The 22,355-nt window shown below is 62.0% G+C and carries 21 protein-coding genes and 1 pseudogene; 11 read left to right on the top strand and 11 right to left on the bottom strand.

Going from position 1 to position 22,355, the window contains the following annotated elements; genetic code table 11:
* Nucleotides 1-124: 124 nt before the first annotated feature.
* Entirely contained in the window at nucleotides 125-1,387 is a 1,263-nt protein-coding gene (locus CQ020_RS11440; RefSeq protein ID WP_105691964.1) for a glycoside hydrolase family 16 protein, read from the bottom strand.
* Nucleotides 1,388-1,726: 339 nt separating this feature from the next.
* Between CQ020_RS11440 and CQ020_RS11435 the strand changes: the two genes are divergently transcribed.
* From CQ020_RS11435 to CQ020_RS11425, 3 genes are read left to right on the top strand one after another with little or no spacing between them, the layout of a single operon-like run.
* Nucleotides 1,727-3,610, top strand: coding sequence for a glycosyltransferase (locus CQ020_RS11435; protein ID WP_181151854.1), 1,884 nt, complete (start codon nucleotides 1,727-1,729; stop codon nucleotides 3,608-3,610).
* Between the two features lie 44 nt (nucleotides 3,611-3,654).
* Nucleotides 3,655-4,107: an STAS domain-containing protein gene (locus CQ020_RS11430; protein ID WP_105691963.1), complete on the top strand. Its 453-nt coding sequence runs from the start codon at nucleotides 3,655-3,657 to the stop codon at nucleotides 4,105-4,107.
* Complete coding sequence (locus CQ020_RS11425) at nucleotides 4,098-5,330, top strand: glycoside hydrolase family 26 protein (protein WP_105692046.1); 1,233 nt, start codon at nucleotides 4,098-4,100, stop codon at nucleotides 5,328-5,330. Before CQ020_RS11430 ends, CQ020_RS11425 begins: the two co-directional genes overlap by 10 nt.
* 21 nt (nucleotides 5,331-5,351) lie before the next feature.
* Here the strand turns inward: CQ020_RS11425 and CQ020_RS11420 are convergent, their stop codons facing one another.
* A complete protein-coding gene (locus CQ020_RS11420; protein WP_105691962.1) occupies nucleotides 5,352-6,407 on the bottom strand; it encodes a LacI family DNA-binding transcriptional regulator in 1,056 nt (351 codons plus the stop codon).
* 304 nt (nucleotides 6,408-6,711) lie between these two features.
* Between CQ020_RS11420 and CQ020_RS11415 the strand changes: the two genes are divergently transcribed.
* The 3 genes from CQ020_RS11415 to CQ020_RS11405 all read left to right on the top strand — a co-directional run bounded on the left by CQ020_RS11415 (nucleotide 6,712) and on the right by CQ020_RS11405 (nucleotide 9,987).
* Nucleotides 6,712-8,025: an ABC transporter substrate-binding protein gene (locus CQ020_RS11415; RefSeq protein WP_105691961.1), complete on the top strand. Its 1,314-nt coding sequence runs from the start codon at nucleotides 6,712-6,714 to the stop codon at nucleotides 8,023-8,025.
* An 80-nt stretch (nucleotides 8,026-8,105) separates the two neighbouring features.
* Nucleotides 8,106-9,047, top strand: a complete 942-nt coding sequence (locus CQ020_RS11410) for a carbohydrate ABC transporter permease (protein WP_181151853.1) — start codon at nucleotides 8,106-8,108, stop codon at nucleotides 9,045-9,047.
* Entirely contained in the window at nucleotides 9,031-9,987 is a 957-nt protein-coding gene (locus CQ020_RS11405; protein ID WP_258141844.1) for a carbohydrate ABC transporter permease, read from the top strand. The genes CQ020_RS11410 and CQ020_RS11405 overlap by 17 nt, the downstream gene beginning before the upstream one ends.
* 3 nt (nucleotides 9,988-9,990) lie before the next feature.
* Here CQ020_RS11405 and CQ020_RS11400 read toward each other — a convergent pair whose 3' ends face one another.
* Nucleotides 9,991-10,620: a YitT family protein gene (locus CQ020_RS11400; RefSeq protein WP_105692044.1), complete on the bottom strand. Its 630-nt coding sequence runs from the start codon at nucleotides 10,618-10,620 to the stop codon at nucleotides 9,991-9,993.
* Between the two features lie 61 nt (nucleotides 10,621-10,681).
* Between CQ020_RS11400 and CQ020_RS11395 the strand changes: the two genes are divergently transcribed.
* On the top strand, nucleotides 10,682-12,145 hold the full coding sequence (locus tag CQ020_RS11395; protein WP_105691959.1) for a PLP-dependent aminotransferase family protein: 1,464 nt from the start codon (nucleotides 10,682-10,684) through the stop codon (nucleotides 12,143-12,145).
* A 74-nt stretch (nucleotides 12,146-12,219) separates the two neighbouring features.
* On the opposite strand, the gene CQ020_RS11390 is transcribed toward CQ020_RS11395, so the two are convergent.
* On the bottom strand, nucleotides 12,220-12,729 hold the full coding sequence (locus tag CQ020_RS11390; RefSeq protein WP_105691958.1) for a DUF4188 domain-containing protein: 510 nt from the start codon (nucleotides 12,727-12,729) through the stop codon (nucleotides 12,220-12,222).
* 88 nt (nucleotides 12,730-12,817) lie between these two features.
* On the opposite strand from CQ020_RS11390, the gene CQ020_RS11385 reads away from it, so the two are divergent.
* Nucleotides 12,818-13,405 carry a TetR-like C-terminal domain-containing protein gene (locus tag CQ020_RS11385; RefSeq protein WP_258141843.1) on the top strand — a complete coding sequence of 196 codons (588 nt, stop codon included), beginning with the start codon at nucleotides 12,818-12,820 and terminating at the stop codon, nucleotides 13,403-13,405.
* Here CQ020_RS11385 and CQ020_RS11380 read toward each other — a convergent pair.
* The gene (locus CQ020_RS11380; RefSeq protein ID WP_105691956.1) at nucleotides 13,402-14,094 is read right to left on the bottom strand and encodes an SRPBCC domain-containing protein; all 693 of its coding nucleotides are present in this window, start codon (nucleotides 14,092-14,094) and stop codon (nucleotides 13,402-13,404) included. The two genes, CQ020_RS11385 and CQ020_RS11380, sit on opposite strands and share 4 nt — an antisense overlap.
* Nucleotides 14,087-14,752 (bottom strand): helix-turn-helix domain-containing protein, encoded by a 666-nt coding sequence (locus tag CQ020_RS11375; protein ID WP_105691955.1) that lies wholly within the window; start codon nucleotides 14,750-14,752, stop codon nucleotides 14,087-14,089. Before CQ020_RS11375 ends, CQ020_RS11380 begins: the two co-directional genes overlap by 8 nt.
* A 149-nt stretch (nucleotides 14,753-14,901) precedes the next feature.
* Between CQ020_RS11375 and CQ020_RS11370 the strand changes: the two genes are divergently transcribed.
* On the top strand, nucleotides 14,902-15,831 hold the full coding sequence (locus CQ020_RS11370; RefSeq protein ID WP_105691954.1) for an RluA family pseudouridine synthase: 930 nt from the start codon (nucleotides 14,902-14,904) through the stop codon (nucleotides 15,829-15,831).
* 77 nt (nucleotides 15,832-15,908) lie between these two features.
* Entirely contained in the window at nucleotides 15,909-16,568 is a 660-nt protein-coding gene (locus CQ020_RS11365) for a hypothetical protein (protein WP_105691953.1), read from the top strand.
* Between the two features lie 14 nt (nucleotides 16,569-16,582).
* Here CQ020_RS11365 and CQ020_RS11360 read toward each other — a convergent pair whose 3' ends face one another.
* Nucleotides 16,583-17,152: an O-acetyl-ADP-ribose deacetylase gene (locus tag CQ020_RS11360; RefSeq protein ID WP_105691952.1), complete on the bottom strand. Its 570-nt coding sequence runs from the start codon at nucleotides 17,150-17,152 to the stop codon at nucleotides 16,583-16,585.
* 54 nt (nucleotides 17,153-17,206) lie between these two features.
* Between CQ020_RS11360 and CQ020_RS11355 the strand changes: the two genes are divergently transcribed.
* Nucleotides 17,207-17,851 (top strand): DedA family protein, encoded by a 645-nt coding sequence (locus CQ020_RS11355; protein ID WP_105691951.1) that lies wholly within the window; start codon nucleotides 17,207-17,209, stop codon nucleotides 17,849-17,851.
* 20 nt (nucleotides 17,852-17,871) lie between these two features.
* On the opposite strand, the gene CQ020_RS11350 is transcribed toward CQ020_RS11355, so the two are convergent.
* From CQ020_RS11350 to CQ020_RS24180, 4 genes and pseudogenes are all read right to left on the bottom strand, one after another.
* On the bottom strand, nucleotides 17,872-18,177 hold the full coding sequence (locus CQ020_RS11350) for a hypothetical protein (RefSeq protein WP_105691950.1): 306 nt from the start codon (nucleotides 18,175-18,177) through the stop codon (nucleotides 17,872-17,874).
* A gap of 106 nt (nucleotides 18,178-18,283) precedes the next feature.
* Nucleotides 18,284-21,082, bottom strand: coding sequence for a phosphoenolpyruvate carboxylase (ppc, locus tag CQ020_RS11345; protein ID WP_105691949.1), 2,799 nt, complete (start codon nucleotides 21,080-21,082; stop codon nucleotides 18,284-18,286).
* 117 nt (nucleotides 21,083-21,199) lie between these two features.
* The gene (locus CQ020_RS11340; RefSeq protein ID WP_105691948.1) at nucleotides 21,200-21,520 is read right to left on the bottom strand and encodes a hypothetical protein; all 321 of its coding nucleotides are present in this window, start codon (nucleotides 21,518-21,520) and stop codon (nucleotides 21,200-21,202) included.
* A 79-nt stretch (nucleotides 21,521-21,599) separates the two neighbouring features.
* A pseudogene (locus CQ020_RS24180) lies at nucleotides 21,600-22,355 on the bottom strand (RNA polymerase subunit sigma-70); the annotation flags it as partial.

Below are 22,355 nucleotides of genomic sequence, written 5' to 3'. Positions count from 1 at the left end.
GGCCACCAACCGCCGCAACGGCCGCGCGCAATGCCCAGCCCGGCCCGCTACTCCAGGAAGCTCCCCAGCCGCCCCAGCAATAGCCGCCGGACACCGCGCCCTGTGCGCCGCCGTCGGACGTTCTTTATGCCATCCGCCACCACTTTTGGTTGGTGGTACCGGCGCAATCCCACAGTTGCATGCTCGCACCGTTGGATGAATTCCAGTCGACTACGTCCACGCATTTGTTGGCCTGCGGGTTCACCAGATCCCCGGCACTGTTCACAACGAATTGCTGCGCCGGGCCGCCGTTGCAGCTGGTGAGTTGGACTGGTGCACCGTTGGCCGTTGATCCCCATGCCACGTCCATGCACTTGCCCAGTGAGCGGACGGTGCCGTTGGCAGCAAAGGTCCATTGCTCCGAAGCGGAGGTGTCGCATTCCCACAGTTGCAATGGGGCCCCGTCCGTGGCTTGCCTACCGGCTACATCGATGCATTTTCCGGCATAGCCCTGGATGCGTGTGCTGGACGCAGAAGCGGGCGTCGCCGGAACCGAAGCAAGCTCATATACGCGGACGTAATCAACCAGCAGGGTCTGGGGAAGCACCGTGCCAGAATCCGGCGCTCCCGGCCAGTGGCCGCCCACGGCAAGGTTCAGGAGGAGGAAGAAATTGTGGTCGAAGACCCACGGTCCGGAAGTTGTGGCTTTGCTTTTCCGTGAGTAGGAGATTCCGTCGATGTACCAGGTGATGGAATCGGGCCCCCAGTCAACGGTGAACGTGTGGAAGGCATCGCTCAGGGCCTGACCGCCGGGCAGTGTGTAGCTGGAATTTGAGGCGTTGGCCCCCGAGTAGCCGGGTCCGTGGATGCTTCCCCAGACCGTGCCGGGTTCCTTGCCAACGTTTTCCATGACGTCGAGTTCCCCGCTGGAGGGCCAACCGTCGGAGAACACGTTGTCTCCGAGCATCCAGAAGGCGGGCCACATGCCTTGGCCCTTGGGCAACTTAAGTCGGGCTTCGAACCTGCCTTGAGTCCGGCTGAACTTGCCGGCGGTCAACAGTCGGGCGGAGGTGTACTGGCACGTCCCGTAGTGGCACTCATATCCGGCAGGGTTTTCCCTGCGGGCAGTAATGGCCATGTTACCCTGACCATCAGCTGCGGCATTGCCGGTGCTGTTGGTGTAGTACTGCAGTTCGCCGTTTCCCCACCCGGATCCTCCGGTGTCGTGGGTCCATTTTTCGGGGTCGGGCGCCGTGCCGGCGGGGGCGTTGAATTCGTCGCTCCAGACCAGTGATCCGGGGGCTGGCATACCAGCGGCTGCCTGAGCAGAAGGCTCTGGAGCAATGAGGGTAGCTGCGATGGTCAGGCCGGCGACGAGCATCGTCAGGGGCATGAGTCTTCGCTTCATGGTGCAACTCTGAAGGCCCGTCCCTATGGCGCGCAAGCCTTTTCGATGCGACACGCAAAACGTCACGGCAAGGAAATAATCAACGCGGGTTTTCTTTTCAATGCCGTAACGAGGATGAAATGTCGGCGGGAGAAAGTGGAATAAGGAACCGATTGGCTTGACAAGAGTTTCAAGCCCATTGGCAGTAAGGACATTCCGTTCGCAACCGAATTCCTTCCCTTGAGCATCGACGATGCAGCTCCAGGCGCGTCAGCCGTGTCCTCCCAAATTCGCTCTGAAGAGCGTGTGGACATACTGGCGCGCCTTGGCCTTTTCCCCAGCAGTTACCGGAGGCTAAAGATGGGCATTTACAGACAAATACTGGTAAGGATCCTTGCAGTTCTAGTGGTTTCCTTTGGAGTGATCTACATCAGTTGGCGCTGGTCCAGCACTGTGGCTTGGGATGCTTGGTGGATCTCGCTGCCCCTCGTGGCGGCGGAGACCTACAGCCTTGGCGAATCAGCGCTTTACGCCGTGACCATGTGGAACGCACGACGACGTCCACCTCCCCCACCTGCCCTGCCGGGCAGATCGGTGGACGTATTCATCGCAACCTACAACGAACCACTGGACCTGGTGATGAAGACGGCCATTGCGGCCAGGGACATGGAGTACCCCCACGAAACGTGGATTCTTGACGACGGCGATCGGGCCGAATTTGCTGAAGCAGCCCGGCAGATCGGCGTCGGGTACATCACCCGTGGCCCCGAATGGGATGGCCGGCAGCGCTTCGCAAAGGCGGGCAACGTCAACAACGCCCTGTCCCTGACAACGGGCGAGTTTGTGGCCATCTTCGACGCAGACCAAGTCCCTGAGCCGCGCTTCCTGGACCGCGTCCTCGGGTATTTCGACGCCGAAGAAGTGGCCTTTGTCCAGACGCCGCAGCACTTTTGGAATGTTCCGGAGCGGGACCCCTTGGGAAGCCAGGCGGAACTTTTCTACGGACCCATCCAGCAGGGCAAGGACGGCTGGGACGCAGCGTTCTTCTGCGGTTCGAATGCTGTCCTTCGCCGGGAAGCCCTCATGGCGCTGGGCCTGACCCGTTACACCCGGACAGCCACTGAGCAGACGTGGCGTGCCTTACGCAGGGGCCGGTCGAGGCTCCAGGACCTTCATGGCGAACTGGGTAGGCGCCATCCCGCCGCCATGCCGGTCGCAGAACAGGCCTTGGAGGCAGTGGCGCGTGCGGAGCACCAGGTGCGCAGGGGCGATGTCCTTGCCGAAATCACTTTCGAGCTCCGCGTCGCCTTCCATACGGCCGCGTTGGCGGTGCCCGATTCGATGGACGATGTGGTGCCGGAACTGGACGCGGTCCTGGAATCCGTGGATGTTGCGCACACGGACCAGGCCTTGGCCATCCATCCCATGGACACAACCACCATTACGGAGGACATGGCCACCGCTATGCACCTTCACGCAATGGGGTGGGGCAGTGTTTACCACCACGAGGTCCTGGTTCATGGACTGGCCCCCGAGGACGTGTCCACCATGCTTTCGCAGCGGCAGCGATGGGCGGCAGGCACCATGCAGGTGTTTTTCAGTGATAATCCGGTCCTGCTTCGGGGCCTCACCGTGGCCCAACGGCTCATGTACTTGGGCACTATGACGAGTTATCTCAATGGCTTCGCTGCCCTGAGCTACATCGCAGCGCCTGTGGTGTACCTGGTGGCTGGGACCTACCCGCTGACTGCCAGCCCGGTGGTGTTCTTCTGCCTCTTCCTGCCTTTTTTCGTGACCTGCCAGCTGCTTTTCCAAGTGGCGGGCAACGGTTCCAAGGGACTGTGGCGTGGCCAGCAATGGTCCTTCGCACTGTTTCCCACCTGGATAGCGGCCACGTGTTCCGGTGCGGCGGCGGTCTTCCTTGGCAAGCACCTCACGTTCTCGGTGACGGCTAAGAGCAAGCAGGCTGCCGGACGCGGTTTTCAGCACGTCAGGCTGCAAGTGGCAGCCATGGCCTTGCTCGTTGGGTCCTCGCTCATCGGCATTGCCCGAGTGTCCTTCGGGGAAGCGCCGCTGTATCCCACCCTCATCACGCTTGCCTGGGTTGCTTTGGACCTGGCGCTGTTGAGCGTGGTGATCGGCGCGGCAAGATACCGGGGTCCCGGCGATCACCTGAAGGAGCCGATGCCCACTCCGAAGGAGCTCACCAGCGTCCTTGGTACAGCCTCCGCACCCAAACACTGACAGCAATCACACGCCGTTCCATCCCCCAGCAAGGAGCGACCCCCATGTCCATGCTCTCCCCTGCCCCAATGACCATTCACTCCGCACCGAAGACGGCGGATCTGATAAGTCTGGAGCTGACCGTTACCGGCGCTTTGGACGCCACTACCGTTCTCGCCGTTCGCCAAGCGTCCGCCAAGGCCGCCGCGGACGGCCCCATCCTGGTGCTGGTGGATGTCGCTGCCGTGACATCCGTGGGAGCCTCAGGCGTCGTAGGGCTGCTTGAGGTGCTGCACCTGCTCCGATTGCGCGGCGGAGATCTCCGCCTTTTCGGTCATTCCAGAGAGCTGCAGGAAACCCGCCTCCAAGCCCATCTGGGTCATGTGGCCCGCGTCTACGCAAACCGTCAAGATGCGGTCGACGGCGGCACAGCACTTGCGCGGCCCCGCGCGCTTGCGCCTCGCTTGAGTTGGCGGAGCCTCTTCGGGCGTCGCCGTCGTTCCCTGGGCTGGGGCTGACCGTGGCGCCGGCTCCTCCCACTTTCACGGGACACCCGAACACAAAACGCCGGCGGGCCAGCCTGCTCATCCCTTTGGTGGTCACTGCCCTGGCTGCCACGGGTTTGAGTTTTGCTTCCCAGGAGGTGGTCCCCGTAGTCCAGGCTTTGTCCCTCTGCCGGGCTGGGGATGCTTCCACCATGATCCCCAAGGATGGCGTGCTTCTGGGCGTGAACCTGGATTGGGACTCGGAGACCTTGTCCGAGCACCGGGAAAACCTCGGCCATGATCCTGCGGTGGTGGTGCAGTTCTCGGATATCCCCTACGACGACGAAACGTGGGCGCACACCACCAACGCCGTCACCCAGGTCCGCCCAACGGGCGGCGTGTTGCTCCTGACGCTCGAACCGCACGGCGGCTTGGAGACTTTGAGTGAGGAAGTGATCGCCAAACTCGCCACCGACTTACGGGCCATCAACGATCAGGGGACGCCCGTCGTCGTACGTTTGGCGCATGAAATGAACGGTTCCTGGTATTCCTGGGGCCAGCAGCCGCTGCGCTATGTGGAGGTGTTCCGCAGGGTGGCGGCCGCCGTGCACTCGCAGGCACCGGGTACGTCCATGATGTGGGCCCCGAACTACGGTGGCGGCTACCCGTTTACGGGTGGCCAGTTTGCGGCGCGTCCGGGCAGTCCGGATTTCGCTGCCCTGGACACCGACCATGATGGCGCGCTCACCATGGCCGACGATACTTATGCGCCCTACTATCCAGGGGACGACGCCGTGGATTGGGTGGGAGTTTCCCTGTATCACTGGGGCAATCAGCGGCCTTGGGGGAACAACGATGTCTCGGAGCCGGGCAAGTTCCTGGCCATGCTGACCGGCACGTACAGCGGCACCGCCGGTGACGACAGTTCCGTCCCGGATTTTTACCAGGTGTACGGGGTGGACCACAACAAGCCGGTGGCGATCCCGGAGACGGCAGCCATCTTCACCCCCGCCCGCGGCGGTGCCTCCGAGCTGGACGTGAAGCAGGCGTGGTGGCGTCAGGTCTTCTCAGCTGAAACCCATCAAAATTACCCGCAGTTGAAGATGATCAACTGGTTTGAGTGGAAGAAGTACGAGATCGAAATTAACGACGACGTCGACTGGCGGAGCGCTGGATCGCCCGCCATCCGTGATGCCTTCAGTGAGGACCTGCCGGACTGGTTGGAGTACGGCGAGGATTTGGAGGCCTGCCGCTAGGGGCGGATGGGCGGCTCTTCCTCAAGTGCTAAGGAGCGTCCTGCCATCCCCATCCGCGAACCCCGTGGACTCCCGTTGGACGATCCTGAAGCCCGATTTCACGGTTTTGGGTGCCGCCTTCTCATCCTTTTCCTGGATCCGGTTCACGAGCAGAGCCACAGCGGTCTCGGCAATCTCGTCCCTGCCGGGATCGACGCTGGTCAGGGACGGCAGCGAAAAACGGCCTTCATCAATGTTGTCGAACCCCATAACGGCAACGTCTTGGGGAACTCGCAGGCCGTACTGGGCAAGTGCACGCAGGGCACCCAGGGCGAGGGTGTCATTGAGGGCGAACACTGCGTCGAAGTCCACGTTGCTTTCACGGAGCCGCCGAATTGCCGCAACCCCTGTTTCCCGATGCCAGGTCCCGCCCCTGACCACAAGCCGCGGATCAATTCCGATCGCGGAATTTTCCAGTGCCTGACGGTAACCGCGCTCCCGCAGGTTAGCCGAGCTCGCCTCGTCAGCTGGCTGCTCCGGCGCTCCGATCAGCGCGATCTTGGTCCGGCCAATATTCAGCAGATGCTCCACGGCTGCCCGCGCTGAGGATGTGTTGTGCATGGTCACGTGGTCCGTTGGCCCACCGAAAATCCGTTCGCCGAGGAGGACCAAGGGATCATTCGTTGTGAGGACATCCACGTCCTGCTGGCCGATGGCGGCAGGACTGAAAAGCAGGCCGTCAATGAATCGCATTTGCCCGCCCGACAGCGTGGCAATCTCCAGGTCCCGGTCCCCATTGGTCTGCTCAATAACCACACGCAGACCTTTTTTGGCAGCCGCCCGAATCACCGAATCAGCGAGCTCTGCAAAATACGTCTCACGAAGAGAAGGAACGGCAAGACCGATCACCCCGGTCTTGCCCGAACGGAGCCCTCGGGCCGAGAGGTTAGGCCGGTATCCCATTTCATCCACGAGCCGCCGTATCCTCAGCCGGGTTTCGGGTCCGACCTTCGGGTTGTCGTTAAGCACGTTTGACACCGTCTTGATGGAGACACCTGCCGCCCGTGCGACGTCATGAATCGTCGGATTCACATTCATCCGCGTCCTTCCCGCCCCGCAGCATCTCCGACTAGGGCGTTGCCTTGATCATAGCTCCGGGGAACTTTGCGTCATTTCCTTGACGGTCCGCAGAGGCCCGCTCTAGCATGAGGTTCAACGTTGTACCCAGCTTACGGTCTCCTGCGAAATCCGAGAGTGCTGCCGCAGCCTAAGCCAGGGAAAACTACCCACGCCGCCTACCCGGATTGCCTTCACCCAAAAGGTACAACGTTGTACATAGCGAGCTGCACTGGCCAATTGCGGGAATTCCGGCCACCGAAACATCGATACGAAGGAGTATGCAATGCCCAAGAGAAGAATGCGGGTCGCAGCAGCGATTGCGGCGTCAGTTGTGGCCTTGGCCGGCTGCGCGAGCGGAGGAAACACTTCGCCCAATACCGAAGTTCCCACCGACCAACCCATCACGCTCACGGTGTGGAGTTGGGACGGCACGGTCAAGGAAGCCGTTCCGGGATTTGAAAAACTTCACCCCAACATCACGGTCAACGTGGTCAACGCCGGCTCATCTACCGACGAGTACACCGCCTTGGATAACGCCATTCAAGCTGGATCAGGGGTACCGGACATCGCCATGTTTGAGTACTTCTCACTCCCCCTTTTCGCCATTCCCGGCAAACTCACTGACCTGTCCGGGTTTGGGGCCAAAGACCTGGCAAAGGACTACGTTGATGCCGCTTGGGGCAATGTAACAATCGACGACAAGCCCTATGCGCTCCCCTCCGACTATGGACCTGCAGCAATGTTCTACAACCAGTCGGTACTTACGCAGGCCGGGGTAGCCGCACCACCAACAACCTGGGAAGAGTTCTATCAGGCCGCCAAGAAGGTGCGCGCCCTGGGCGGTGACCACTACATCACCAATGATTCCGCGGATATCTTCGTGCTGATGTCACTGATGTGGGAAGGCGGGGGCCGGCCCTTCAAGGTCAACGGCACGGACGTCACCATTGACTTCAAAGACCCCGGCAGCAGCCGCGCCGTCGCCTTCTGGCAGAAACTCCTCGACGAGGACCTCGTCAACACGAAAATTACCAACTGGTCCGACGACTGGAACCGCGGCCTGAATGAAGGAACCCTGGCCACGCAACTCATCGGCGGCTGGTTCACTTCAACACTTCCAGAACGCGCACCCCAGGCCGCTGGGAACTTCCGCGTGGCGCCGCTCCCCCAGTGGGAGGCCGGCGAAACATCCGGTGCCGAAAACGGCGGCAGCGCCATGGCCATTCCCGCAGCAGCGCAGAACAAGGCAGCAGCCTACGCCTTCCTCGAATACTTCACGCACGGAGATGGCCTGCAGTCACGCATTGACGCAGGGGCATTCGTCCCGAACCTCTCAAATCTCAATAACGAGAAGTTCCTGAGCGCCACGAACCCCTTCTTCGGTGACCAGAAGTACAACCAGGTCCTGGCAGATGCATCAAAAAACGTGGCAACAGGCTGGCAGTACCCGCCGTTCTTTGGCTGGGCACGCACAAGCTATGAGGACGTATCCGCTCCCCTGTACGACAGCAAGCAAGGGACGCTGGCAGAGGTCCTGGAGACCTGGAAGCAGCGCAGCATCGAGTACGGCAACGAACAAGGGTTCTCGGTCCGTTAGTGGTCTCCGGTGCCGTGCTGATGACCGCGCGGCACCGGACCTTTCCCGTTACACCAGATGAAACATGAAAGCAGGGCCCCATGAGCCGACAGCTGCTCACCCACCAAACATCGGTTTCAGACGTGGCAGCCGATCACCAAACGCTCCGAAAGCCAAAACGCCGGAACGTCGGTTTGGCGTTCATTGCACCTTTCAGCGTGTTGTTCCTCTTCGTCTTCATTGTTCCGATTGGCTACTCCGCTTATATCAGCATGTTTCAGAACAAACTGATCGGCGGAAAAGTCTTTATTTGGTTCGACAACTACATCAAGCTTTTTCAGGACAGCCAGTTTTACGATGGCGTGATCCGGGTGGTGCTCTTCACTGCCATCCAAGTGCCCATCATGCTGTTCAGCGCTATTGCACTGGCACTCGCCATCGACTCCCTGCGGCTCCACGGCTCACGGTTTTTCCGCATCATTGTGTTCCTTCCCTACGCGATTCCCGCGATCGTCTCCACTCTGATGTGGGGATTCATGCTGGGTATCCGTTACGGACTTATCGGAAGCCTTAACAAGGCAGCTGGTACCTCGTTCAATCCGTTCGCCCCGGAGACCACCATGATTTCCATCGGCGTGATGGTGACCTGGGGCTTCACGGGCTACAACATGCTGATCTTCTACGCCGCGCTCCGGGCTGTGCCCCGCGAGCTCTATGAGGCGGCCGCAATTGACGGAGCAACCGAGTTCCAGATTGTCCGGCACATCAAACTCCCGGCCCTGCGGAGTTCTCTCATAGTCACCATCATCTTTTCGATTATCGGCACTTTCCAATTGTTCAATGAACCCAACATTCTCACCACGCTTGTCTCCAACAGCGGCATAACGTCCTACTACACACCCAACATGTACGCATACAGCCTTGCTTTCACTGGTTCCCAACAGGGTTATGCAGCGGCGCTGGCCTTAGTCATGGCCATCTTCACTATTGCCATCGCCTATGCGGTTCAAATCAAGGGAATGAAGAATGCCTTCAACAAGTAGCCCCACAGCACCCACCACAGCACCCTCCACCAGGGCAGCCGCTCCGGCCCCCAAGCTACCCTCGGTACGCAAACGCAAGCTATACACCTTGGCCAACCCCAGGAAGAGCCTCACGCTGACAATCGTGACCGGGCTGTTTGCTCTCTACTGCATTGTTCCCATGCTGTGGCTGGTCATCAATGCCACAAAATCCCAGCAGGATTTTGTCTCTTCCTTCGGGCTTGGATTCGGTGGCCACATCGCGTTATGGGACAACGTGGTCCAAGTGTTCACGTTCCAGGACGGAATCTTTTCGCGCTGGCTCCTTAACACCGTTTTGTACGTGGTGATCGGTGCCGTGGTGTCCACGTTCCTGGCGGCTCTGGGAGGCTACGCACTTGCCAAGCATGACTTCGTGGGCCGGCGTGCCTTTCTCTTGATCGTGCTGGGTTCCATCTCAGTTCCCGGCATCGCACTGGCCATTCCGCAGTTCCTGCTCTTCGCCCAGCTGGGAATAACCAACACCCCGTGGGCTGTGCTCATTCCATCCTTCATCAATCCGTTCGGCCTCTACCTCATGTGGGTGTTTTCCGATCAGGCCGTGCCCACCGGCTTGATCGAGGCCGCCCGCATTGATGGCGCGGGGGAACTGCGCATCTTCCTGCGCATCGCTTTCCCGCTGCTTGCCCCGGCCACAGTAACGGTGTTGTTGTTTTCCTTCGTGTCCATCTGGAACAACTATTTCCTGCCGCTGATCATGCTGAAGGACCCGGCGTGGTACCCACTCACCATTGGAATCAACCAGTGGAACAAGCTTGGGTCCACCGCAGGAAACGGCGAGTTGATTCAAAACCTCGTCATTACCGGTTCCCTGCTCATGATCATTCCCCTGATCGTCGCTTTCCTGAGTCTTCAGCGCTACTGGCAGTCCGGTCTCTCGATGGGGGCAATCAAGGACTGAACGTCAGGCAGCTGATGCGGCCTCCACGGCTTCCGTGGGGGCCGTTGCCTTTGCCCGTTCAGGCACCATGAACTTTGGAAGCAGTACCTGCACAATCGGGCCGATGGCCAGGGCGTAGACCACCGTACCCACCCCGACGGAACCGCCCAGGAGGAAGCCCACGGCGAGGACAACCACTTCGATGCCCGTACGGACAAGCCGCACTGACCACCCGGTCCGGCGGACAAGTCCAGTCATCAGCCCATCACGGGCACCGGGTCCAAGACGGGCACCGATGTAGCACGCGGAGGCGATGCCATTGAGGATCACGGCACCTGCGAGCATGGCGATCTGTCCGCCAAGGTGCGAGAACTCCGGAATGAGCCAGAGCCCAAGATCGGCGAAGAGCCCCACCAGCACGGCATTGGCGATGGTTCCGACCCCTGGCATCTGCCGGAGCGGGATCCACAGGAGAAGGACCAGGAAGCTGACCGCGATGACCACGACACCAATGCTGAAACCAGTCTTTTCGGATACGCCTTGGTGGAACACATCCCAGGGGTCCAACCCAAGCCCGGCGCGAATGAACATGGCCAAGGAGATGCCGTACATTGCGAGGCCGATCAGGAGCTGAGTGATTCTTCGGGTCATCATGAAATACATCATCCAAGAGAACTGGCCTTGTATTCCATAGCCAGTTTGGAATACTGGTCTTATGTCCGGCTCACTGAACCCCACTGCACTCGTCCGCCTCCTGGGCTCCTGGAATTCCGGCGCCCTGCCCGCCTACCGCGAGCTGGCCGACGTCGTGCGTTTATTGGTGATGGACGGCCGCATCCCGCTGGACGTCGCCCTGCCCAGCGAGCGGGCGCTGGCCCAGACGCTGGGCCTCAGCCGCACCACGGTCACCGCCGCGTATGCGAGCCTGCGCGAACAGGGCTTCCTCACCGCGGGTCAGGGCAGCCGCGGGCGGACGTGCATCCCCCACCGCACCGCGCCAGTGAGCGCACCCGGACTCGCGGTCCCCGAAGGGCTCCTGGACTTGGCTTATGCATCCCTCCCGGCCGCCGGCGAGGTAGTGCACCGCGCCTTCGCTGATGCGCTGACCGAGCTGCCCGCCCTCCTGCCCGGGTTCGGGTACGACGCCGTGGGCGTTCCTGCACTCCGCGAAGCCATCGCAGAAAAGTACACCTCCGAAGGAGTGCCAACCACCTCTGGCCAGATCCTTGTTACCTCCGGCGCGCAGCATGCACTCAATATTGTCCTGCGCACCTTGGCCGGAAAGCAGGGCCGGGTGCTGATTGAACACCCCACGTACCCCAACGCCCTGGACGCCATTCGCGCCGCCGGCTGCAAGCCTCTTCCGGTCGCGCTGCCTGGGATCCAGTCGAGCACCTCGCCCGCCTGGGATATTGACGCAATGGTGGCCACAATGAACCAACAGCGCCCCGCCATGGCCTACTTGGTGCCGGACTTCCACAACCCCACCGGGCGCATCATGTCTGACCTGCAACGTCGGCGCCTCGCGCGGGCCGCCGCCGCTTCCGGAACCGTGTTGGTGGTGGATGAAACGCTGCGCGGGTTGAATCTCGACGGCGCCCGCACCGCACCGATGTCCTCCTTCAGTCCTGCGGTGGTTTCCATCGGATCACTCAGCAAGTCGCATTGGGCCGGGCTGAGGACCGGGTGGATCCGGGCAGACGAGGCCTTGATTGCCCGCTTCATCTCTACGAGGACCGTGATGGATCTGGGCGGGCCAGTGGTGGAACAACTGGCGGCGGCGCGCCTGGTCCGGTCTTTCGCCGAACCGCTTGATGCCCGGCTCGAGGAGCTTCGGCAAAACCGGGAATCACTGCTGGAGTTGCTGGCGGAGCGCTTGCCGGCATGGGAGGTGGAACGGCCACGCGGCGGGCTCACAGCATGGTGTCGCCTTCCCACGCCGTGCAGCACCGCGCTGACCGTACTCGCTCCCGACTTCGGCGTTCGCTTGGCGGCCGGACCCCGCTTTGGGGTGGGTGGCGCGTTTGAGCACTACCTCCGCGTTCCGTTCACTTTGCCCGCCGCACAGTTGGAGTTCGCCGTCGATGCCCTCCGCGCCGCCCAGGACAAGCTCGATGCCTCGCCCCACCTCCGCAGGACGCTCAAAGCAGAACGGCCAGTCGCCGTCGCGGTTGCCTAGGCTGCCGGGCCCGCCGTCGTACCCAACTGAGTCGCAGTTGGGGTCGTTCTCAGCACTGGGAACGACCTGATCTGCTACTTAGTTGGGGCCGGGCCAGCGGATCGGGCCGCCCCGCCCAAGCGCTGCTTCGCCGTGTTGCTGCCGGGTCCAACGGGAACATGCTTAGTGGCTTTGGCCAACCCGAAGAGCGGCATTCCGTTGTACACCACTTCAATACCCGACGCCGGCACCTGGTACGTCTCATGCCACACACCGATGTCGCCGCTGCCCGCGACCTCCTTCATGAACTTCCGCCACGGACCCAGATGCGGCGAGTCCTTATCCGCGGCAAAACGCCTCAGGTGCTCCGGGCTTTCCCAATAGCTGAGCAGCATGGTGGTCCGCCCGAACCATTGCTCACTGCCAAGCAGTCCTGCCTCCGGCTTGGCAGCGAGATGCTGCATCATGGTGGGCATTGCGGACGCAACTTTGGCCACCTTAGCCAGTTTCCACCATCGGTTTGCCCGCATACCGATAAGGAAAACGGTGACTGTTTCGCGCCCGACGTCCGCAGTGAAGCGGCCGGGGAAGATCTCCTGTGCCATGAGAATCCTTCAGTTGGGGAAACGTCGAGTTCCCGGATCCGGGTTTCGTAACGTTGTTATGAAACAATGTTATGAAACACTTGAGAGTATGGCAAGACCCATAATTCATGATCAACAGGTGCAGGATCGCCTTCTCGCGGTCACCGCTGAACTGGTGGACCGCGAAGGTCCAGCCCGCGTCACCCTCCGTGACGTGGCCGCTGCCGCAGAAACGTCCACCACCGCGATTTACTCGCTCTTCGGCGGGAAAGCGCAACTGCTGACGGCCGCCGTCGACGACGGTTTTCGCTCCTTTGGAGAGTCCCAACGCGAGGCCGCCAAGGACGGGCTGCTGGGATTGGGCCGGGCCTACCGCGCCTGGGCACTGGATCACCCGGCCCTGTACCGCCTGATGTTCGGCGGGGCGCTGGCCGCCTACGTTGATTGCAGTCCGACGCCGGAAGTCGCCTCCGATTCGATGCTCCCCTTGGTGGAGGCGGTGGTCGCCGCTCGGTCCTCGGGCGCACTGCGCAAGGACGATCCCGCACTCGTGGCCATGGCCATCTGGGGGCAGGTCCATGGTCTCGTCAGCTTGGAGCTGGCGCAGATGAACGACCCCGCCACCGATTGGGCCTCCATTTATGAGGCCGCCCTGGAGTCCGTGGCTCGGGCCTGGGCGGCCCCACCGGAGTTTTAGGCGTACACCTTCTCCAGGAATGCGCCCCAGGCCTTGGCCGTGAGTTCCGAATCGGCGGAGCCGCTGAACTCGTGCACCGTCATGCCCACCGGAGCGCCGAAAGCGTTCCTGCCGAAGAAGCGGTACATGGTGTCGGCAGTCCGCAGGCCCAGGAAGTTCTCGTTGGAAAAGTCCACTTCGCCGTTAAGCCGGCCAACGCCGTCGACGTCCACATCCACTGCACTACCGGCGGCCGTTCCGTCCACACCAAGGGCCTTCTTCAGCTGCAGGAAACCGTCCGCGGCCTGCGATGACGCCGGCGCTTGGATGTCCGTGAAGACCACCGGCTTGCCGTCGAAATACCGCAGGTACTGGCCCAGGGTGTGCAGGTAGAACTCGGTGTGCTTGCTGGCGCCGTCGTACTGCTCGTCCCAGTTGTCGGCGAAGATCCCACTGTGAACGTAGTGCAGCTTGGCTCGGCCACCTTCGAGCGGCTCAAGGATGTGCTCCAACTGGTTGAACCATCCGTCAGGACCGTCCATCCGGGACACCAGGTGGCTGGGGTATTCCTCCGTGGTCTTGACGTCAGGCCACTGATCCGTGGGGAACATCCACGCCGGCGTGTCCTTGGTGACCGCCTGCCATACCCGCTCGGGAGTGCCGGGCAGTTCGACGTCCGCTTCGATTTCGAATTTCCGGTTGTCAGTCATTGCTTTGATCCTTTTCTGCTGAATGCTCCGGGGAGGCTGTATCTGTTGAGGTGGGTTTTAGTGCCGTGGGTTTAAGTGCAGGGTGGAGGACGACGACGAGGCGGTGCTTACGTGCACCGTCCGCCACTGCGGCGGCACCGCCGTCGTGGTACTTATCCACGAGGTGAGTCACCGCTACGCCGAGCTCTTCCGCGAACGCTGACCGTTCGGCAGCAGAGCGGAAAGTGATCTCGCCGTCGATCGCGAAGCTGGCCAGCTTCTTCTTGGCCACCGCAGCACCGGCAATGAGTTTGCCCATCTCCTGCACAGTGCGGGAGGCCAGTGCCAGCAGCCAGAAAGCCGAAAACCGGTCAGAGAACCGCCGAGGGTCAGGCGCCACGGAAGCCAGGGCGACGGGCGAGATCAGGTAGGACGCCGCCGTGGCACGCAGCACCCGCTCGGTGACGTTGCCCTTGCGTCGTTCCTCCACAAGCTCCACGAGTCCGTGGCGCTCCAAGGCTTTGAGGTGATAGTTCACCTTTTGCCGGGGCAGTCCTACCTTCGCGGCCAGTTGTGTGGCGGACGCCGGCTCCACGAGCTCCCGCAGGATGCGGGTACGAATGGGGTCCAGCGAGGCTTCCGCCGCGGCCGGGTCCTCGATCACTTCGATGTCCAACATGCTTCAAGTATGCTTACCGACAACTTTTATTGTCAAGAACTTTTTTGTGTTCGGTTAGCTCTTCCGTTGCGAGGCCTGCTGCGCGTGCTTCGCGCGCAAATTGGGGCGCAGAGCGGGCCCCGCAACGTCCCCGGTAGAATTGTCCGGTGATGCAATCCCCCCTCCCCGTTCGCGACGGCGTGAACGCGACCCGCCTGCGCCTGCCGGACGAGGGCCCGTGGACCACCGCCATGGACTACATGATGCACCGCTGGGGACACATCGATCCCCAAGGCATCGAGGACCGGTTCGACGCCGGCGAGATCGTAGGCGAGGGCGGAATCCCCCTGGATCGCAGCACCAAACTGGAGGACCACACCTTCATTTGGTATTACCGCACGCTCCCGCCGGAGACGCGGCTGCCCGTGGAAATCAGCATCCTCCATCAAGACGAGCACATCCTCGTGGTGGACAAGCCGCACTTTCTCCCCACCACCCCCGGCGGCACCTACATCCAGGAATCCGCGCTGGTCCGGCTCCGGAAACTCCTCGACCTCCCGGACCTCATCCCCATGCACCGGCTGGACCGCATGACAGCCGGCCTGCTGCTGCTCTCCACCAACCCGGAAACCCGCGGCAAGTACCAGGTCCTCTTCGAGAAGCGCCAGGTCCAGAAGGAATACGAGTGCGTGTCCGCCGCGACGCCCGCCGCAGGTTTTCCCGCCGTCGAGTACCCCGCAGTGGTCCGCAACCGCATGACCAAGTCCCGCAGTTACCTGCTCGCCGAAGTCATCCCCGGTGAACCGAATGCCGAAACGCGCATCGAACAGACCAAAACGTTCGACGCCGGAACTCACCAGCGCGCGCTGTACCGGCTGGAGCCACACACCGGAAAGACGCACCAACTCCGTGTGCACATGGCCTCGCTGGGGTTGGGAATCGTCAACGACGCCTTCTACCCGGACCTGCTGGACAAAGCCCCGGACGACTACACCAAGCCCCTGCAGCTGCTGGCCCGAGGCATCACTTTCGTGGACCCCATCACCATGCACCGCGTGGAATACCGAAGCCAACTGGAGCTCAGCGAAGCGCACGGCTGAGAACTTCCTCAACCCATTCCACGCGACTCCGGCCAGGACTACCATGAGGATGCTGGGGTAGTTTTCGGGAGCAGGAAATGAACAATTCAGGTGAGCTACCCGGGGACAGAACCACAGCTGCCCTCGCCTATTCGGCTGCTGCCGTGGGTGCTGTTGGCGTCGCAACCCTCGCCGCCATGTACGCCGTGGAAGTGCCCAAGGGAGGCCCCTTTGTTTTCGGGACCATCAATGATGCCACCGGGGCTGTGTTCAACCTCTTGGCCATCCCGGTAATCCTCCAGATCCACAAGCGCATCCCTGCAACGCCCTGGAGTGAACCGTTGAAGTGGGTCACTGTGGCAGCCTGCGCAGCCGGGGCCACGAGTTCGACGCTACTGGTGCTCAAGGTCCTGGAATTTGGACCATCAACAGCAATTTCCGTCACCGCAATCGTCATCCAGGGGCTCTGGTTCCTCGTGGCGAACAACAACCTTCTCCATAGTGAGGACTACCCGAATGGGCTCGCAAAGCTTGGCCGGTTCATCGGCGGCGCCCTCCTGACCGGGCTTCCCGTGGCAGTCGTCGGCTTCCTCATTCCCGGGCCGGAGTGGCTCCGTTACGTCATCATGGGCGCGGGCGTCGTGGCCGGGGCTGCATCATGGGTCATGTGGCCCTATTGGTACTTCAAGGCAGGCAAATTCCTAGGGCACAAGCGCGCTGCTGAGGCGCCACGGGGCCCCACGCCGGAACCAGCCTGAATTTGCCCGGAGGCTCAGTCTCCCGGTGAGGAATCAACCCCCGGTGAGGAATCGAACACTGCCCGGAACACCGCCGTCGTGTCTTCCGAAAACAGCACGAACTCCACCAACTCAAGCCCGCTGTCCGAAGCGGCGCTCGCTGTAGACGACGACGAAAAAGAGCTCACGGCGTCGAACGCCACCTCCGCCACCTGGCGGGAATCCCAACCGTAAATTCCGGCGCTGATCGCGGGGAACGCCACTGACCGCGCACCAAGCTCAGCCGCCACCATCAAACTTTCGTGGAAGCACGAGGCCAGCAGGGCCGGATCTGCCTGTCCGGCGTGCCTGTTGGGTCCCACAGTATGGATCACCCAACGCGAAGGAAGCCGAAAAGCGGGAGTCGCAACAGCCGAACCCACCGGAAGTCCGTCCGGCAGTTCCGTCCGCCTTAACTCGCGGCACGCCTCAAGCAATTCCCCGCCCGCGGCCCTGTGAATAGCGCCGTCCACTCCCCCGCCGCCAAGCAAAGAGGAGTTAGCGGCGTTGACGATCGCGTCAACAGTGCGTGTGGTGAGGTCGCCGTGCAGAATGTCGATTCGCATGGCGCCAGTCTCACTCCGAAGCGGCGGACACGGCAAGTACGGTACCTTGTGCCCATGGACATCACTGCCCCGGAAACTTGGGGATCCGCGATTTACCTGTGGATCGTCCCCATTGTGCTGGGCGACGCCATCTTCCCGCCCATCCCTTCCGAAATGGTGGTCATCACTGGCGGGGCGCTCGCAGCCGACGGCCACACGAACTTCTGGCTCATCCTTTTCCTGGCTGCGTTCGCGTCCTGGTTGGGTGACATGGCGGTGTTCATGCTGTTCAAACGGCGTATCAGCCACGTTCTGGACAGGTGGGCCTGGGGCCGTCGCGTCCACCGAGGGATCCACGAGGCCATCGCAAAAGCCGGACGCTCCTCAACCTATGGCGCCATCATCGGGGCGCGCTTCATCCCGGGCGGCAGGCTCGCCACCTCATCTGCGGCAGGCATCGCCAACGTCTCGGTGCGCGGGTTCAGCCTCTGCGCAGGGCTGGGCGGAGTTCTGTGGGCCGTGTGGCAGGTCGGCCTGGGATACTTCACCGGCTCCACCACCAAGCTTCCTTTTTGGGCCAGTTCACTCATTGGAGTGGGACTGGGTCTGGTGATCGGCGTGGTGGTGGGACTGATTGTCACCCGGCGCCGCGGCAACCGATCCCCCGTGGACGAACCGTTCGACGCCGACAAGCCCGGCGACGTCCCGCAGCCCGAGTAGCGTTTGGGTTCAGACGGATTCTAGACGGGTGACCAACGTCCGCGGCTACGACGCAGCACGTAGAGGCTTCCGGTCAAAGCAACGCGCTCGACGGCGTCACGCATCATGGCTGCCGACGTCCGGGCCTCGTGGTTCTCGCCCAAGTAATCGCGGTCGTCCACTGTGAAGCGGAGGCTGAGCTGGGGTACTCCGCCCACGATGTCCAGCTGGTTCGATTCCACGTGGTGGCGGGATTCCAGCGCTTCCACCGCAGCGGCCATCACCGATTCAGGTGCGTTGCCCGGTTTGAGGCCAGTGATCTTCAACTTGGTCTGGAACGACGGCATCCCACTACCCTAACCTTCTCTCACATCCCGCGCCCTTGAGCGGTTCCCTCTCTCACCGGGTGAGAGAGGGAACCGGGGAATCCCGAGGGATGTGAGTGAGCGTTTGCTAGCCGGTGTTGCGGAGGCCGGCGGCTACGCCGTTGACGGTGATGAGCATGGCCCGCTGAAGCCGCTCATCAATCTCGCCTCCTGAGAGCTGCTCCTCGCGCACGCGCCGAAGGAGCTCCACCTGCAGATAGCTGATCGGGTCCAGATACTGATCGCGGATTTCCAGTGAACGCTTCAACGTCGGCTGGGCATCGAGGAGTTCGATCTCGCCGGTAAGCCGCTCAATTTCAGCAACAGTGAGCTCGTACTCATCGCGGATCATATGGAACAGCCGGTGCAGTTCTTTCGGGACCAGCGATGAAACGTAGTGACCCGCAATTTCCATGTCCGTCTTGGCCAAGGTCATTTCCACATTGGAGATGACCGAGCGGAAGAAGTGCCAGCGGTCCATCATTTCCAGCAACTGATCCGTGTCTCCGGCCTCGCGGGCAGCCTTCAAACCGGAGCCCACGCCGAACCAGCCCGGAACAATCTGGCGGGACTGCGTCCAGCCGAAAACCCACGGAATGGCCCGCAGGCCACCGAGTCCAGCACCGGAGTCCGGACGCTTGGAGGGACGCGAGCCGATGTTCAAGGAACCCAGCTGCTCCACCGGTGTGGAGGCGAGGAAGTAGGCCGGAAGCTGGGGGTCGTCAATCAGCGTGCGGTACCGGGCGAACGCTGCGTCGGAGATGGTTTCCATGACGTTGGCATACCGCTCACGCTCATCCTCCGAAGTCCGCGGAGTGCGGTGCAGTGCCGAGCCCTGCATCACCGCGGCCAGGGAAAGCTCCAGGTTTTCACGGGCGAGTTCAGGCAGGGAGTACTTGTCCGAGATAACCTCGCCCTGCTCCGTGAACTTGATTTCACCCTCAAGCACGCCGTTTGGCTGGGCCATGATGGCATCGTAGGTGGGTCCGCCACCACGGCCAACGGATCCGCCGCGGCCATGGAAGAGACGAACCCGGACGCCATGTTTGGCAGCCACATCGCGCAGCTTGCGCTGGGTCTTATGGATCTCCCACTGGCTGGTCATCACGCCGGATTCCTTATTGGAATCGGAGTAACCAAGCATGACCTCCTGGATATCTCCGCGGAGACGGACAAGTTCCCTGTAGGACGGGTCGGACAGCAGCTGGTCCACAATCTCAGCCGAAGCCCGGAGTTCTTCCACCGTTTCCAGCAGCGGAGCGAAGCCGATCTTTGCATGGGGCTTGCCGCTGAAGAGATCAATCAGGCCGGCCTCGCGGGCAAGAACTGCTGCTGCCAGAACATCATCAGCGCCGCGGGTCATGGAAATGATGTAGGTTTCCACGACCTCCGGGCCGTAGGTGTGCAGGGCCTGGCGGATACTCCGGAAGACGTCGTACGTTCCGTCTGCAGTGCCCTCAAGCTTGATCGGGTGGCCGGAGAGGGGACGGCGGGAAGCCAACTCTGCGCCCAGATACGTGAAGCGTTCCTCACGCGTCAGCTCGCCATAGGGCTTTTCCGTGCCGAGCCTGTCCACAAGCTGCCCCACGGCATCGTGATGGTAATCAGCATGTTCACGGATGTCCAAGGTTGCCAGGTGCAAACCAAAGGCAGCGATCGCCCGTCGGACGCGGGCCAGGGCACCGTCCGCCACCAGCCCGGCGGAGTGGTTCCGCAGCGAGGCCTCAAGCAATCCAAACTCGGCTAGCAACTCGGGAGTTGTGGCGTAGTCGCGGCCCGGCTCGTGATACGTCGAAGCTGAGATACGGCGACCGGTGTTGATGAGCTTGGCCTTGATGCAGGTCAGTTTGAGCCGGTACGGCTCTTGGGCATTCAGTTCAAGGATGCGCTTGTCCAGGCCGGGGAGGTTCTTGAGGTCCGTGGCGATCGAGTCCAGCAGTTCCTGGTCGGCCCCAAAGAGAGCCGTCGAGTTGGAGAGCACGGAGATGAGCTCGTCAATCAAGGCAATGCTGATGCGCACAGCATTCTGGTTCTGCAGCTGCAGGATCTCCCTGGTGACGGCGGCGGTAACGTTCGGGTTTCCGTCGCGGTCACCACCAATCCACGAACCAAACTTCAAAGGTGCGGCGGCAGCCGGCAGTGAGACACCGTGCTCAGCCAAAAGCTCCGAAAGGTCCGTCAGCATCTCCGGCATGGCATCGGTGAGGATGCTGTTCAGGTAATAGATGGCATTGCGTGCCTCATCCACGGGAGTGGGGCGCACCTGGCGGAGCTCGTCGGTCTGCCACATCTGATCAATGATTTCGGCGAGCTGACGGTCCTGGCGACGCCGCGCTGAGGTCCCCTCCGTGGTGGGCTCGGCGAGCACGTCCGAAAGCTTGCGGACCTTGTCCAGTACAGAGCGGCGGGAGGCCTCGGTGGGGTGCGCCGTGAAAATGGGGCGGACGTCGAGTTCGTTAATCACATCCTGCAGGACCTGCGGGCCAGCCTGGCCGGCGATCTCCGAGACCGCTTTTGCCAGCCATCCGTCCTTTTCCTGCCGGGTGCGCAGCCCCCGTACCCGGTGGACCTGCTCGGCCGCGTTGCTGAGGTGGAAGTAGAACGCAAAGGCACGGACCAAATCCGTGGCCTGGTCCAGCGGCAGGGAGGCGAGCAGCTCGCGGACCTGGGCAACGACGTCGTGCGCGCTCCATGGGCCGGTAGCATCCGCGCCGCCCCGGGCGGCTTCCTTGGACTCCTTGGTCAGCAAGCGCACCTGCTCCACGAGCTGGAGCAGCTCCGGTCCGTGTTGTCGGACCAGGGACTCGCCGAGAAGCGTGGAAACACGACGTACGTCGGCACGCAGTTCGGCAGCGAGATCGGTGTCTTGATGGGCAGTGTGAACCATAGATACTTACCTTCGGGATCTGGTTGGGCCCGTACACTGCGCTGGATACTGTGAGCCGGATTACTAATGTTTCCTACGGGATCTTACCCGCACCTAACTCAACACAAGGAATGTGTCTCAGATTTTGGCGTGGCCATCTGCTGACTGCCCGGAAGGCCGTGGCAGCACCACTCTTCCACCGAATACTTCCCGGCCTGCCGTGCCCGGGCCTGCGGACAGGGACTCGTGCCGGCGCTGCCTCATCTCTTCAACGGCTGCGGCCGCTTCCATTCGGGTGGGCGCACCCGTGGCCGGCTCGATCATGGAGAGAACACTCCCCAGGGTGCCGGTTGCTCCTTTTGAAGGAACGCCCTTCTGCACCAGCCGCGTGCCGGCCCAGATCGAACCCACAATGAGCGCCAGACTGACTGCGGCCGAAAACACTGCCTCAATCCCCATGGGCTCAGGGTACGCCCCGCGAGGAGGGGAACACAGTCATTAATCGGCACGGCTTCTTATCCGCACGGCCAAGTTCGGCTCAGTACACGGCAGTGAACCTTTTCGAAGCCAGCCCCGGTCCACTCAGCGTGTAGGTGAGGATCCTTTCATCCTTATTGGGCTCGTACTTGCCGTGCTTGAGGCTTGCTCCAAGCTGAAAGCTAAGATCAGTGCGCTGCACAGAGTCGGTGGAGCAGCTGACCACGCTCCGGCTCTCGAAGGTGCAGGTCCATCCGTCCGGTGCCCGAAAGGAGTCCTCAACTATCCACGAGTTCTTTCCCACTGAGAACACCGCTCTGCCCGTACTCAGAGGGGCGGCTCCGGAGACCCTGAAGTCGATTTCCATGACGGTGCCGTTGGAGTGAGTGTCCCCGGCCTCCCGAGCAGAGCCATTGACAACCGCTGGAGCAGCCGCCGGCGGAACTACCAAAGGCTCGGCAGATGATGTGGCAACTGGTACGGGAGCAGGGACCGGCACGATCGGTGGTTTCGCCGGAGCCTCCGGCACGGGTTCTTCTTCCACCACGGGCGGCACTTCAACTGGTTGCTCGTCCACGGACGGCGGCACAGCCGGCCCCGCTGGCTCGGGGATGACTGGAGACGGCGTAGTGGTTGGTGAAGGCGCGGTGGTTAGTGAGGGCGCGGGCGTCGAAGGGGCCTCTTCCCGTGGAGCGATGGCGGACTCCACAGCCCGTTGCTCTGTGTAGGCATCCGGCGTCAAGTGGTCAACGATGCCCACAGCCCCCAGCACGAGCCCCACCGCAGCTGCGGCAATGACCACCATCACAGCCGGTTG

The organism is Arthrobacter sp. MYb23 (genome assembly GCF_002979775.1).
Lineage (GTDB): Bacteria > Actinomycetota > Actinomycetes > Actinomycetales > Micrococcaceae > Arthrobacter.
The sequence above is the reverse complement of the archived record's forward strand: the minus strand, read 5'-3'. Positions and strand labels throughout refer to the sequence as shown.

Bases quoted from the DNA above. Each gene is read 5' to 3' on its own strand.
- CQ020_RS11400 (WP_105692044.1), bottom strand. From the start codon at position 10,620: ATGATGACCCGAAGAATCACTCAGCTCCTGATCGGCCTCGCAATGTAC.
- CQ020_RS11430 (WP_105691963.1), top strand. From the start codon at position 3,655: ATGTCCATGCTCTCCCCTGCCCCAATGACCATTCACTCCGCACCGAAG.
- CQ020_RS11390 (WP_105691958.1), bottom strand. From the start codon at position 12,729: ATGGCACAGGAGATCTTCCCCGGCCGCTTCACTGCGGACGTCGGGCGC.
- CQ020_RS11395 (WP_105691959.1), top strand. From the start codon at position 10,682: ATGTCCGGCTCACTGAACCCCACTGCACTCGTCCGCCTCCTGGGCTCC.
- CQ020_RS11405 (WP_258141844.1), top strand. From the start codon at position 9,031: ATGCCTTCAACAAGTAGCCCCACAGCACCCACCACAGCACCCTCCACC.
- CQ020_RS11420 (WP_105691962.1), bottom strand. From the start codon at position 6,407: ATGAATGTGAATCCGACGATTCATGACGTCGCACGGGCGGCAGGTGTC.
- CQ020_RS11350 (WP_105691950.1), bottom strand. From the start codon at position 18,177: ATGCCGTCGTTCCAGACCAAGTTGAAGATCACTGGCCTCAAACCGGGC.
- CQ020_RS11370 (WP_105691954.1), top strand. From the start codon at position 14,902: ATGCAATCCCCCCTCCCCGTTCGCGACGGCGTGAACGCGACCCGCCTG.
- CQ020_RS11340 (WP_105691948.1), bottom strand. From the start codon at position 21,520: ATGGGGATTGAGGCAGTGTTTTCGGCCGCAGTCAGTCTGGCGCTCATT.
- CQ020_RS11360 (WP_105691952.1), bottom strand. From the start codon at position 17,152: ATGCGAATCGACATTCTGCACGGCGACCTCACCACACGCACTGTTGAC.
- CQ020_RS11380 (WP_105691956.1), bottom strand. From the start codon at position 14,094: ATGACTGACAACCGGAAATTCGAAATCGAAGCGGACGTCGAACTGCCC.
- CQ020_RS11440 (WP_105691964.1), bottom strand. From the start codon at position 1,387: ATGAAGCGAAGACTCATGCCCCTGACGATGCTCGTCGCCGGCCTGACC.
- CQ020_RS11410 (WP_181151853.1), top strand. From the start codon at position 8,106: ATGAGCCGACAGCTGCTCACCCACCAAACATCGGTTTCAGACGTGGCA.
- CQ020_RS11435 (WP_181151854.1), top strand. From the start codon at position 1,727: ATGGGCATTTACAGACAAATACTGGTAAGGATCCTTGCAGTTCTAGTG.
- ppc (WP_105691949.1), bottom strand. From the start codon at position 21,082: ATGGTTCACACTGCCCATCAAGACACCGATCTCGCTGCCGAACTGCGT.
- CQ020_RS11365 (WP_105691953.1), top strand. From the start codon at position 15,909: ATGAACAATTCAGGTGAGCTACCCGGGGACAGAACCACAGCTGCCCTC.
- CQ020_RS11375 (WP_105691955.1), bottom strand. From the start codon at position 14,752: ATGTTGGACATCGAAGTGATCGAGGACCCGGCCGCGGCGGAAGCCTCG.
- CQ020_RS11385 (WP_258141843.1), top strand. From the start codon at position 12,818: ATGGCAAGACCCATAATTCATGATCAACAGGTGCAGGATCGCCTTCTC.
- CQ020_RS11355 (WP_105691951.1), top strand. From the start codon at position 17,207: ATGGACATCACTGCCCCGGAAACTTGGGGATCCGCGATTTACCTGTGG.
- CQ020_RS11415 (WP_105691961.1), top strand. From the start codon at position 6,712: ATGCCCAAGAGAAGAATGCGGGTCGCAGCAGCGATTGCGGCGTCAGTT.